The organism is Noviherbaspirillum soli, assembly GCF_015352955.1.
Classification (GTDB): Bacteria; Pseudomonadota; Gammaproteobacteria; order Burkholderiales; family Burkholderiaceae_D; genus Noviherbaspirillum_A; species Noviherbaspirillum_A soli.
The window spans coordinates 44,148-56,822 of record NZ_JACYOX010000027.1 but is presented as its reverse complement, the minus strand read 5'-3'; the positions used below and the strand labels follow the sequence as shown (position 1 = coordinate 56,822).

The following is a 12,675-nucleotide window of genomic DNA, read 5'->3' as shown; positions in this document are numbered from 1 at the left end:
ATCCAATGAGTTATGCTGGCGACCAATATAAGGAATTTTTATAAAGCTAAATTCTATGGATTTCAATCAGTTACGTGCGTTCGTCACCATCGCCCGGGAAGGAAATCTGACCCGCGCCGCCGAGCGTCTGCATCTGACGCAGCCTGCCGTCAGCCTGCAATTGAAGGCTTTGCAAAGTACGCTGGGCCTGCAACTTTTTCATCGCACCGCAGCCGGCATGATGCTGACCGATGACGGCGCCAAGCTTCTTCCATTTGCCGAGCGGGTGCTGGGAAGTCTGATGGAGTTTCGCCAGGGCGCTGACGCGTTGCATTCCACCCTGTCAGGCACGCTATCCATAGGAACGATACTCGATCCGGAATTCATCCGACTTGGCGCATTTTTGAAGCGACTTGTTGAATCTTATCCGCAATTGTCTACACAACTCCAGCAAGGGATGTCTGGCTCGGTGCTTCAGCAGATCAAGAATGGCGGGCTAGACGTCGGTTTTTATCTTGGTATTCCCGGCAAGGAATTCAATTATCAGTCTTTGACTTCGTTTAATTACTACGTCCTGGCGCCGCAGGGCTGGAAAAACCGGGTCGCCGGCCGTGACTGGAAAGCGCTGGCCAGCCTTCCCTGGATATGGACGCCACCCGAATCGGCCCACAACCGACTGCTCTCTAAAGTATTTGCGCAATACAAGGTTTCGCCACACAAGGTGGCGATGGTGGACCAGGAGCCATCGATGCTCGATCTCGTGAAATCCGGCGTTGGGCTGGCGCTGGCCAGGGATTCCGTTGCATTGCGGGAAGCCCAGGCACGCGGCCTTGTGATTGCCGACCAGGTCAGCCTGGCAATGGATTTGAGCTTTGTCTGCCTGGCCAAGCGTGTCCAGGAACCCATCATCCAGGCAGTCTTTTCCTTGTTGAAAACCGTTTGGGAACGGTGAAATTCCTTACATTTCAATAGCTTGGGGTGTGGACAACTCTATGGATATCCGGTTGCCCGCTTGTGCATAAGCGTGGATATCCAAAACTTCCGATTTTTGTCCAGAAGCTATCACGTTAACATACAAGGCTTATCCAGCCCTTATCCCCGGCCCAAGTAATTGATTAAAAAGGCGTTAACTGACTTACTCACAGAAAAAATCACCGGTTAACACTATTACTAGATTTGTATACAGCTATTTAAGATAAAACCAGATTCGCGGTTTTACGCGGCTTCGGGGCCTTTGAAAGAGACAAAATGGAAAAAAAATCGTACCGGTTCGGCATCATCAGTGCCCTCCAGGAAGAACAGGCGGGCCTCATCACGCAAATGTTGAATGCGAAAACCGTTACGCTAGGCAAGAGAGACTATGTCCAGGGGAATTTGTGGGGAGTGGACTGCGTCTGCGTATTGTCCCGACTTGGAAAAGTTGCGTCTTCTGCAACGGCAGCGATGTTGATCGAGCGTTTCGAGGTATCGCATCTGCTATTTACCGGCGTTGCCGGATCTGCCGATCCGGAAGTCAGGGTCGGAGACATCGTTATTGCAAGTGAACTCGTCCAGCACGACATGGACACGCGCCCACTTTTTCCGCGATTTGAAATTCCCTTGACCGGACTTTCGCGATTTCCCAGCGATACAGGAATCAATCGTTATCTGCTGGAGGCGGCTAGCAGTTTTCTGGAACAGGACTTGTTGACTGAAATTTCAGAAGAAAGCCGCCTGGACTTCAACTTGCAGCAACCCCGCATACACCAGGGATTAATTGCAAGCGGCGATGAATTTATTGCCAGTGTTGCACGATTGCAAGAATTAAAGGTGGATTTTCCCGATCTGCTGGCAGTAGAAATGGAAGGCGCGGCGGTTGCCCAGGTTTGCCATGAATTTGACGTGCCGTTTTCCGTGATTCGGACAATTTCAGACAATGCCAACGAAGACTCCGCGGTCGATTTTCTTTCCTTCATTCGCCACGTTGCTTCCGTCTATGCATTTCATACGATGCGCAGGCTATGTGCGCTTCTGCCGTGACTGCGTTTGTTAACAGCCCTTGCGTCAGGTTTGCGCCGTTTATTTAATCAATGTTTTTGTATACGGATAATAGTAGTTGTTAACGCATGCGCTAAATTGTGGATAACAATAAAAATGCATATGAAATCAAACCCTTGGAAATTTCATAAAGCCTGCATAAGCCCTGTATTCAACAGTGGGCGATTCTGTACAAGAATCCTGTTCCGCTTTCAAGGCGTTTTATCCCCACACCCTGCACAGCTTATCCAAAGCCTTATCCACATCGCGGAGCCTGCATGAGCCGGCCATTAACGGTCGTCGTGAGCGGCCTGGGCATTGCGCAGATCATTTCCTGGGGCAGCCTTTATTACCCGATTGCCGTGCTTGGCGAGCGCATGCAGCAGGATTTGCAGGTCAGCTCGAGCATTCTCTTTGCCGCCTTTACATTGAGCCTCTCCATTTCCGGCCTGGCCGCGCCGGCAGTGGGCAGGCTGATGGAAGCGCATGGCGCCCGCATGGTGCTGTGCTCGGGTTCGGTAATGGCCATGCTTGCCCTGTGCCTGCTTGCAGCCGCCAGCGGGCCTTTAAGCCTGTTTGCCGCGGCGGTGCTTGCCGGGTGTGCGATGTCCGCCTGTTTATATGACGCGGGTTTCATGGCATTGAACCAGATTGCGGGTGACGCTTATCGCCGTTCCGTTACCGGACTAACCTTGTTTGGCGGTTTTGCCAGCACGGTTTCCTGGCCGGCATCGCAATGGCTGATGGCGATGGCCGGATGGCGCCACGCCCTGTTCTTCTATGCGCTGCTGCAGCTGCTGGTTTGCCTGCCGCTGCACGCCTGCCTGCTGCCGGGGAATGGACGCAAGCCCGGCAGCCTTCCCGACCGTCCTGCAGCCACTGGCCAGGCGCCCCACATTGCGTGGCTGGCACTTGCCTTTGCGTCGGGCAGCTTCGTTCTGTCGGTATTGTCGGTGCACCTGATCGGCATGTTCCGCACATCCGGCCTGAGCGATGCGCAGGCGGTCACGATTGCCGCGCTGGTTGGGCCGACCCAGGTGCTCGGACGCCTGCTTGAACTGGGCATGGGCCGCAATACGCGCGCGGTCCACGTCGGCAGCCTGACATTCGCGGCAATGATATTGGGCATGACAGCGCTTTTCCTGCTGGATGGCTCGACGCGGCTGGCTTATCTGGTTGCCGCGCTGTATGGCATCAGCAACGGCTTGATGACCATCGTCAGGGGCATCGTCCCGGCCGAACTGTATGGCCGCCGCGATTACACCACTTTGCTCGGCCGGCTGGCCCGGCCCGCCTTCATCGCCCGCGCCCTGGCGCCCTTTGGCTTTACCCTGGCGCTGGCAAGCCTCGGGCAGGTCTCCACGATGCTGATGCTGCTGGCAATCAGCATTGTCGCCACCATGGCTTACTGGCTGGCTGTGCGGCATGCCAGGCGCTGGGAAATCAAACGGGATACGGACTAGCGGCTGCAGCTATGGTCGTCAGATGTTCACGCATCCACTTGTGCGCGAGATTGCGCGCATCGCGCTCGTGCCACAGCATGTCCACATGGACATCAGGCATGTCAAACGGCAGTTCGAGGTCCACCAGTTCATTGCTGATGCCGGTCGAAGCGATCAAATGCCGTGGCACCACGGTAATCAGGTCGGAATTGGCCACTACCCGGCCGGCCGTGAAAAACTGATTCACGGTGAGCAGGATGCGGCGCTCGCGCCCTATTTGGGCCAATGCATCATCCACCAGCCCCCGGGCCCGCCCCGAAAAACTGACTAGCAGATGCTTGGCATTGCAATACGCCTCCAGTGTCAGAGGCCCTTTCGCCAGCGGATGATCCCGGCGCATTACACAGACATATCTGCCGGAATAGAGGCGCTCGTGCCTGATCGGCGTTGCCAGTTCCCCGGAAAGCTGTGCCACCACGCCTGGAAAGAAACCGATGGCCAGGTCGATGTCCGCGCGCAGCAGCATCGGTCGTGGTTCGCGGGTGGTAAGCGGCATCATCCTGATGTTCAGGCCCGGCGCCTCTTTTTCGATGGACCGCATCAGCGAGGGTAATGCCAGTGCGGCAGTTGCGTCGGCCATCGCCAGCCGGAAGGTCGCTGTCGCCTGCGAGACGTCGAATGTATGGGGCGCAACGGCTTCCTGCAGCTGTGCAAGTGCTCTGCGGACTGCCGGCCACAGGCTTTCCGCCCTGGGCGTCGGCTTTACCCCATGTGCGGTCCGCACCACGATGTCATCCTTCAGCGCATCACGAAGGCGACGGATTGCATTCGATACCGCGGGCTGGGTCATCGCAAGGCGACTCGCCGCACGGGTCAGGTTCTGCTCGCTCATGACTGCGTCGAAGACGCGCAAAAGGTTCAGATCCAGGCTCAGGAAGCTCACCTGCTCACCTCTTTTCCGGCCCAAACCTTATTCATGAGAAACATAACGGGTATCCAAACAGAAAATTGGCTTTCGATCTTATGCCTACTTATACTGCACCGCAACAAAAGAGTGTTTCGAAGAAATTTTCTTACAGAATAATTGGTTGGGAGTTGCGTTATGTCGTTCTTGTCGATTGTCTTTCCGCTTGAAGCTGCTGTTTCGTTCGCAGGCGTTGCCGTCGGCGCTGCGCGGCCGCTGATTGGCGTAAGCCTGTTTGCCACTTTGCTGCTGGTGTTCAAACCCTTGCTCAAAGGCCTGCTTCAGGCTGCCATTCTGATGATGGCGCCGCGCAAGTCGCTGGAAGAGCGGCGCTTCGCTGCAAAACTGCGCGGCATTGCCATGTTGAACAGCATGGCGCGCGAATATGACCGCAGCCAGCCTAACCTGGCTGCTGAACTGAGGCAGATCGCCTCGCGCGGTTAAGCAATCTTCTCTTGCATTAATAAATCTGGTTGAGGTGGAAGCAATCGAAGAAACTTTTGTCTGCGTCAGGTGTTTTTTCAGGTTGTCTCCTCCTCCCACTCGGGAAGGTTCGCCCCTCAGACAGTTGTCTCGAGGGGCATTTTTTAATGCTTTCGTCTTTGCAGGCGACTGAAATTCAGCGATAGCGCCAGCAATCCCACCGCGCCAAGAATGAGAACGGTGGTTGTACTGCTGTAATCGGCCAGCAGGCCGGCCAACCCGACGCCGACGGACTGTCCGATAAAGAAGCACGATGCAAATGCCGACACCGCGGCGCCACGGCGTTCAGGCGCCATCTGCGTGGCATTGATCTGCAGGGTATTATGCAGCATGTAGAAGCCCACGCCAGCGAAGAAGCAGCCAGGAAGGGCCCATATCCAGTGCGGCCCCACACCAATCCCCAGCAGCGACAAGGCGGCGATCATGCCGCCCCAGAGCGTCAGTCCGGCTTCGCCAAGCCGGCGCACCAGCAGTCTTGCCGCCGTGGCAAACAGCACGCCGCCAAACCCGAAGAGCATGACCAGCAAGCCTGCCCTGGACAGGGGCAAACCGTGGACCACATGGACATGGGTAGCGATGAACGCAAATGCGCCGTACAGGAAGAGGCCTTCGAGAAACACGGTCGCCAGCACGACTTTCGCCCATTTTGCTGACAACACCTGGGAAAACTCGCGCATCATCCGGCGCACGGCAGCGCCTTCTCCCTGCACCGTCTGTCTGGCATGTCCCGGCAACCGCTTGTTCAGGGAAAACAGCTTCAGGCTGATCAGCACAAAGCCAATGGCAATGCCAAAAAATGGAATGCGCCAGTCCAGGTAATCCGCAGCCATTCCACCCATGAACACGCCGGCTGAAACGCCAAGAATCTGCCCGATCAAAAATCTCGCCAGCACCGGTTGCCGCTCTTCATAGGCGATCACATCGCCTATCCATGCCATGGAAAGCGGAATCAATGCAGCCGCCGTTGCACCGGCGAGAAAACGTGCTGCCAGCAGTGAAGGGAAATTCGGTGCGATGGCGCACAGTAATGCCGTGATTGCACAGCAAGCGCTTGCCCACGCGATCACGAGATATTTTCCGAACCGGTCACCCAAAGGACCGAAGAACAGCTGCGACACGCCGTATGCCACTGAAAAACAGGTAATCACATAGGAAGCGCTGGCCAGGGACACGCCAAAATCCGATGCCAGGCGGGGCAACTGCGCATCAGTCAGGCGCAAAGACATGCCGCTGCCAAAAGCGGCCAGCGACAGCGCAAGAACAGCGGTGGAAGGAATACTGGTTGCATGTTTCATAAAGTCAGACGGTGGAAGTTCTGCAGTCCTACAGCGTCATGCGACTGGCGAAATGCCGTGCTTCGCCACTTAGCGGGTCAATGAAGCGCACCGAGCGGGACAACAGCTTCAAGGGTGAAGACACATCGTCCGCCTTGCATGGCAAGGCCTGCGGATAAAACGCATCATTGACGATGGGGATACCCAGGCTGGCCATATGCAGCCTTAGCTGGTGTTTGCGGCCGGTCAGCGGCTCCAGGCGATACAGCACATGGGCGCCGCGGGTTTCAATCGGCGTGATCACGGTTTCCGAATTCGGCACGCCAGGCACTTCCTGCATCCGGAAAAAAGGCGTGCCATCCACCATGCGGCTGCGGTAGGTCAATGGAAAGTCAACATCATGCAGCGGGTCGGCGAGGGCTTCATACATCTTGCTGACAGCCCTTTGCTGAAATAGCGACTGGTATTTCCCGCGGCTGGCCGGATCGACTGAAAACAGCATCACGCCCGCGGTTTCCCGGTCCAGCCGGTGGATGGGCGACAGATGGGCCAGCCCGGTCTTGCGCCTCAACCGCACCAGCAAGGTCTCCTGTAGAAATCGTCCGGTGGGCGTCACCGGCAGGAAGTGCGGCTTGTCGACCACCAGCAGGTGCGCATCCACATGCAATATGGTTTCCTCGAACGGAATCGGGGTTTCCGGCGGCAGCTCGCGATAGTAAAAGATCTTGGCATTCTGCCGGCAGGCCGTGTCGGCTTGCATGGCCCTGCCGCGGTCGTCCACCACCTCGCCACGAGCCAGCCGGCTTTGCCAGACCGCGCGGGAAATTGCTGGAAACTGCTGCGTCAGGAAGTCGAGCAAGGTGCCATTGCACCCTGCCGGCAAAATGACAAAGCTGGGCGCCACGCCGTCGCGCATCGGTAGCGTCATGGCATGTCTGCCCTGATTGCCGCTGGCCGATGACCCGTGCAATCGGTCATGTTCAGTAAAGAACCACGGAACGGATCGATTCACCCCGTTTCATCAGATCGAAGCCTTCGTTGATCCGGTCCAGCGACAAGGTATGGGTGATCAGGTCGTCAATGTTGAGCTTGCCTTCCATATACCAATCCACGATTTTCGGCACATCGGTACGCCCACGCGCGCCGCCAAAAGCGGAGCCCTTCCACACCCTGCCCGTCACCAGCTGGAATGGCCGGGTGCTGATTTCCTCGCCCGCCGCCGCCACGCCGATGATAATGGACTGGCCCCAGCCCTTGTGACAGCACTCCAGCGACTGCCGCATGGTAGTCGTATTGCCTATGCATTCGAAGGAATAGTCGGCACCGCCGTCGGTAAGCTCGATGATGTGATCGACGACGTTCCCGACCTCCTTGGGATTGACGAAATGCGTCATGCCGAATTTGCGCGCCATGGCTTCCCGGTCCGGGTTGATGTCGACGCCAATGATCTTGTTCGCGCCAACCATTTTCGCCGCCTGAATCACGTTCAGGCCAATGCCGCCCAGGCCGAACACCACCACGTTCGCGCCCGCCTCCACCTTGGCCGTAAAGAGCACCGCGCCCACGCCGGTGGTCACGCCGCAGCCGATGTAGCAGACCTTGTCGAATGGCGCATCCGACCTGATTTTTGCGACGGCAATTTCCGGCACGACGATGTGGTTGGCAAAGGTCGAGGTGCCCATATAGTGGAAAACCGGTTTGCCGTCGATGGAAAACCGTGAGGTCGCATCCGGCATCAGTCCTTGTCCCTGCGTGGCGCGTATCGCCTGGCAGAGATTGGTTTTCTGCGAAAGGCAGAATTTGCACTGGCGGCATTCCGGCGTGTACAGCGGAATCACGTGGTCACCCGGCCGCAGCGATTTCACGTCCGGCCCAACGTCGACCACGATCCCCGCGCCCTCATGCCCGAGAATCGATGGAAAAATTCCTTCAGGATCGGCGCCTGACAAGGTGTAGTAGTCGGTATGGCAGATACCGGTGGCCTTCACCTCGATCAGCACTTCGCCCGCTTTCGGGCCTTGAAGATCAACGTCCTGGATGGTCAATGGCGCGCCGGCTTTCCAGGCAACTGCTGCTTTTGTCTTCATTTATGATCCCTTGTAATGACGATATCGGGTTTGTCGTACGTAAAAGCAGCCAGTATAAACGATGATCGGAATATCAATATTCATTGATCGATCAAACGTTCTAAGAAAGATGTTTTAAGTTTTTTAAAGCTAATCATTATTCATGCCTCATCAGTAAGAACTTAAATTCGGACGAATACCGGTTTTGTCGTCCGGGATCTTATTGAGGAGAAGCATGATGAAAAAGAAATGCTTGCTGGAAAAAAATCCTTTCGAAAAAATAAAAAAAACCAGGGGGCGCGAAATTTTAAAAATGACAATCAGCCTTGCCATCGCATGTATTTATTCTTCAAACGCAAAAGCCTTGCCCCAAGGGCCATCGATTGCATCAGGTTCCGTTGAAATCGTCAATAACGAACGTTCCATGGATGTGAGACAAACAACTGGCAGAGCCATCATAAATTGGCAGCAATTTGGCATCCAGCCGGGCGAAACAGTCAATTTCATCCAACCATCCAGTTCATCATTGATACTTAACCGTATAACCGGACTTAATTCCAGCTTGATCAACGGAAAAATAAATGCCAATGGGCAGGTATTCGTGATTAACCCCAATGGCGTGCTATTCGGTGAAAAGGCCGAAGTTAATACGGGAGGAATTGTTGCCAGTACCTTGGGAATATCGGATAAAGACTTCATGGCTGGAAATTTCCAGTTTTCCAAGCTTTCCAATGGACCAGCAAGCTCGGTAAAGAATTCTGGATCCATCATCGCCTCGGAAGGAGGTTATATTGTCTTTCTTTCCGATGAAGTGAGAAACAACGGCGACATTAAAGCGTCAGCAGGCCGGGTATTAATGGGCGCGGGAAACCAGATAGCTCTGTACTTTGCCAAGAATTCCCTCATCGGTTATACAATCGACAAGGAAACTGCTAATGCCATAGTGGAGAATGCAGGAAATATCAAGGCAGCTGGCGGTACGATTTCGCTTGAAGCAATTGGCCTGGATGATTTAACGAAAAGCGCGGTCGTTAATAATACCGGCATTATCGAGGCAAAAACGTTAAGAAATAGCAGCGGAAAAATAGAATTGTTCGCTGACGTTCGCCGCGGCAGGGTCAATCTCGGAGGCACTCTGGACGCATCCGCTACAGAAGGTAAGGGTGGAACAATCAATACGTCCGCCGCACATGTATCCGCAGACGCTGCTGCCGTTATCACAACACATGCAATCAATGGGCGAACTGGTCTCTGGACAATCAGGACCGCTAGCGGGCGTGTCGGTAATCACGCAGGCGAGATTCACACCGAAGCACTCAATAGAAATTTATCATCAAGCAATATCACAGTGAGCGTCCGTGCGAACAGCCAGGCAGACACCGGAGGTCTCATCGTCGACAATACGATTTTATCTACTGGACAAAACAAGCTGACTTTGGAAGCGGAGAAAAATGTGCTGATCAACGCCCCGGTAAATGTAGGTACTGGCGGCCTGCTGATTCGTACAGACCTCAACGGTACCGGCAGCGGCGTGCTTTCATTTGGACAGGCTGGAAAAATCGGTGCCAGCGGTAATGGCACCATCGATATTTACACGAACGTCGAGAATTATAAAAATACAACGATTTATAACAATTTCATTACAAGCCCTTATAGCTTGTGGATGCTGGTGAATAATGTGGACCAGCTACAAAAGGTAAACGAAAATCTTTCGGGAAATTATGCCCTTGGCCGTGATATTGATGCGGCGGAGACAGCCAACTGGAATCAAGGACCTGGAAATCTGCCACGGAATATATGGGATTACAACACTGGATTTATTCCATTGGCTTTCAATGGCGTTAATCAGTTCATCGGAAAAATGGATGGATTGAATCATGTCATATCAAACTTGTATATAAACCGGCCCATCGGAAGCAGGGTTGGCCTATTTTCCTCCTCCAGTGGCGAAATCAAGAATCTTGGCCTCGTTAATGTCAACATCACGGGTAATGATTCGGTAGGCGCGCTGGCGGGTTATAACAATGGAAATATACACAATGTTTATGTGACAGGTCGTGTATCAAACAATGTCAAGCCTGGATACTCGGAAATCTCTCCTAACTCCGTAGGAGGAATTGTTGGGAAAAATACATCCATGGGCGAGATCAAGAATGCCTACAGCCTTGCCACAGTCGCCGGGTCATTCCTTAACTCAGGGATAGGCGGCATTGCAGGAACAAACGCGGGAAAAATCGATAGTGTTTATGCCATATGGTACAACAGCAGAAATGGCATTACGGGCATGAACAGCGGAAAAGTTACCAATTCCTACTGGACTACGGATGGAACTGGAAAAGCAGGTGCAATTGCTTCTAATCCAGAAAGTGCTGGCGGTTATGCGGAAAACGGCTATTTAACCGCCGCGGAACTGAAAAATGCTACATTGAATTTTGATTTTGATGCTGCTTGGACGCGCTACGATGGATATACATTTCCTTTGCTGAAGTCGTTTCTCAAGCCTTTAGACGTGTTCTCGGTCGATACGAATGTAGCAAAGGTTTATGACGGCGCAACTTTCGATTTGCAGCCGAGATTATTTTACTCTGACGCAAACGCTTCCAATTCGCTGCATTTGTATTCCACATCAGACCCTAATTTCAATGGCATCACTGATGTAGGTAATGTTTCTTACCAAAATACAAAACGTTTCTGGTCCGATCAGCAAGGTTATTATCTTAAAAATCCAAATGTCGAACAGGCAATTTCAATGAGTGTTGATGCCCGACCACTGATCGTTGAGGCAGTTGCCGAATCAAAGCAATTCGATGGATCGGTTAATTCGTCTTTCGCACCTCAGGTTTCCAAAATTTACGACGACCGCAACATGGGTCTGGCGGGAGGCGATGTCATGAGTGCGCAACAAATATTTGATTCAAACGCAACTGGTAATCGTACTTTGCAGGTCGCGAATTTCCAGATTAAAGATGCCAAAGGCAAAGATGTCACCAATAACTATAAAGTTGTTAAATCAAATGCCAGCGGTTCGATTTGGGAAAAACAGCCCACTTCGGATCCGGGAGATACGACATCCAATCCACCCAATAATCCAAATCCCACGCCAACGTCCCCGCAAGTCGACCCAGCCAAACCTGCCGAGAATCCAAATTTGCCGGTTTCGAATCCTTCTGGGGGCTTCTCCGGGGGTTCGGCGGGTAGAGGGACAAGCGGAGACGGAAATGGCAATAATGGTTTAGCCGGAAATGGCGCAAACAGTGGAAATGATCCCAGTAAGCCCAATGCCGGTAATAAAAACAATTCGGGCGTCCCATCCCCTGGCACCAGACCAGGTAATAAATATGGTAAATCGGGCGAATTTCTTGTCTTGACCAACGTAGACAAGGATGAAGAATATAGAAAGCTGATAAAAGCAAGAAAAAGCAAAGATGCTGTCAGCCTTACTTTACAGGATGGCGGAATACACCTGCCCGAAGAAATAACACAATAAGGAAATACCAAGCGTTCCACTCTTGCCAGTGATTTGCTACTGTTTTCTTCTTTTCATCCATTTGTAGTCCGGATGCGGATCGGCTGCGCCAGCATGTCCGACCGAATCCGGATTTTCCGAAGACATGACGACAAAGCACACGGGCTCTCCGGCACGCTGCCTCTGCCTTAGTTTTTCCATGAATTGCAGTGCAGCACGCAAATCGGCTTGGGAAAACAATTCCTGATAAGGATTGCGGGTATCGCCTGTTATTTCGGTCCAGTAAATCATGTACATGATGGCTCCAGTAAAGGCGGCTTGGTTTTATACGGAACAGGCTGCTTTCAAACCAGCTAATTGCACTATGGCTACCGTCCCTGCACGATACGGGGACGGAATTATCCGCTAAAAGTGACGAGAATTTACCCGAATATATTTAGGCCCGGTTCGGTGATGGGTTTTGGCAGCACCTTGTCAATCTGATCGATATTGGTTGCTGCAGCCTGTTTTACCATCGTGCCAAACACTCGGCGCTCAACAAGATGCCACCGGTGTCGTTGCGCCGGCTTGTCGTACTGCTCTTACCGTTTACGCCGCCACGCCCGGCAGCCGACTACTACGCTCGTTTTGCCAGACGCTTGCAAACCTCGCTACTCATGGGTTGTCAGGACCGATCAGATTTGCCGTAGCCATTTGTTGACGGCTTCCGGGCCGTAGCCAGCAAATGGCTTGTTCGCTGTAATGACATAAAGGTTGCTTGAACTATCCATCAGCGAACGCAACTGGTTCAGTACCGTTTGCGGCGAGAGGCTGGTTGAAATTGCATAACTGCTTCCAGACAGCTTCGCCCAAGGGAATTTTTTGATCGCGGCGACCAGATCATAGTAGGAAGCGCCAACCGGGCTGAGGTCATAGACAATGATGAGAACGGCCATGGGGATTCCTGGCAGGAGAAATAAAAAGCGCGGTCAGGTTTCCCTGCCGC

At 53.3% G+C, this 12,675-nt stretch carries 11 protein-coding genes; 5 read left to right on the top strand and 6 right to left on the bottom strand.

Translation table 11 applies throughout. The features are described 5' to 3' along the window. The first annotated feature begins 55 nt into the window (after window positions 1-55). The 3 genes from IGW04_RS17870 to IGW04_RS17860 all read left to right on the top strand — a co-directional run bounded on the left by IGW04_RS17870 (window position 56) and on the right by IGW04_RS17860 (window position 3,458). Complete coding sequence (locus IGW04_RS17870) at window positions 56-931, top strand: LysR family transcriptional regulator (protein ID WP_194714440.1); 876 nt, start codon at window positions 56-58, stop codon at window positions 929-931. A 296-nt stretch (window positions 932-1,227) separates the two neighbouring features. Beyond that, window positions 1,228-1,998 (top strand): 5'-methylthioadenosine/adenosylhomocysteine nucleosidase, encoded by a 771-nt coding sequence (locus IGW04_RS17865; RefSeq protein ID WP_194714439.1) that lies wholly within the window; start codon window positions 1,228-1,230, stop codon window positions 1,996-1,998. 275 nt (window positions 1,999-2,273) lie between these two features. Beyond that, complete coding sequence (locus IGW04_RS17860; RefSeq protein WP_194714438.1) at window positions 2,274-3,458, top strand: MFS transporter; 1,185 nt, start codon at window positions 2,274-2,276, stop codon at window positions 3,456-3,458. Here IGW04_RS17860 and IGW04_RS17855 read toward each other — a convergent pair. Next, the gene (locus IGW04_RS17855) at window positions 3,439-4,380 is read right to left on the bottom strand and encodes a LysR family transcriptional regulator (protein WP_194714437.1); all 942 of its coding nucleotides are present in this window, start codon (window positions 4,378-4,380) and stop codon (window positions 3,439-3,441) included. The genes IGW04_RS17860 and IGW04_RS17855 overlap by 20 nt on opposite strands. 159 nt (window positions 4,381-4,539) lie before the next feature. On the opposite strand from IGW04_RS17855, the gene IGW04_RS17850 reads away from it, so the two are divergent. Next, window positions 4,540-4,845, top strand: a complete 306-nt coding sequence (locus IGW04_RS17850) for a hypothetical protein (protein WP_194714436.1) — start codon at window positions 4,540-4,542, stop codon at window positions 4,843-4,845. Between the two features lie 143 nt (window positions 4,846-4,988). Here IGW04_RS17850 and IGW04_RS17845 read toward each other — a convergent pair whose 3' ends face one another. The 3 genes from IGW04_RS17845 to IGW04_RS17835 are packed head-to-tail and all read right to left on the bottom strand — an operon-like array spanning window position 4,989 to window position 8,245. After that, window positions 4,989-6,179: an MFS transporter gene (locus IGW04_RS17845; protein ID WP_194714435.1), complete on the bottom strand. Its 1,191-nt coding sequence runs from the start codon at window positions 6,177-6,179 to the stop codon at window positions 4,989-4,991. 28 nt (window positions 6,180-6,207) lie between these two features. Then, the gene (locus tag IGW04_RS17840; RefSeq protein ID WP_228527177.1) at window positions 6,208-7,086 is read right to left on the bottom strand and encodes a pseudouridine synthase; all 879 of its coding nucleotides are present in this window, start codon (window positions 7,084-7,086) and stop codon (window positions 6,208-6,210) included. Between the two features lie 52 nt (window positions 7,087-7,138). Beyond that, window positions 7,139-8,245, bottom strand: a complete 1,107-nt coding sequence (locus tag IGW04_RS17835; RefSeq protein ID WP_194714434.1) for an S-(hydroxymethyl)glutathione dehydrogenase/class III alcohol dehydrogenase — start codon at window positions 8,243-8,245, stop codon at window positions 7,139-7,141. Window positions 8,246-8,459: 214 nt separating this feature from the next. On the opposite strand from IGW04_RS17835, the gene IGW04_RS17830 reads away from it, so the two are divergent. Then, window positions 8,460-11,711, top strand: a complete 3,252-nt coding sequence (locus tag IGW04_RS17830) for a two-partner secretion domain-containing protein (RefSeq protein ID WP_194714433.1) — start codon at window positions 8,460-8,462, stop codon at window positions 11,709-11,711. Window positions 11,712-11,747: 36 nt separating this feature from the next. On the opposite strand, the gene IGW04_RS17825 is transcribed toward IGW04_RS17830, so the two are convergent. Next, complete coding sequence (locus tag IGW04_RS17825) at window positions 11,748-11,987, bottom strand: hypothetical protein (protein ID WP_194714432.1); 240 nt, start codon at window positions 11,985-11,987, stop codon at window positions 11,748-11,750. A gap of 377 nt (window positions 11,988-12,364) precedes the next feature. Next, window positions 12,365-12,625 (bottom strand): hypothetical protein, encoded by a 261-nt coding sequence (locus IGW04_RS17820; RefSeq protein WP_194714431.1) that lies wholly within the window; start codon window positions 12,623-12,625, stop codon window positions 12,365-12,367. Window positions 12,626-12,675: the final 50 nt, after the last annotated feature.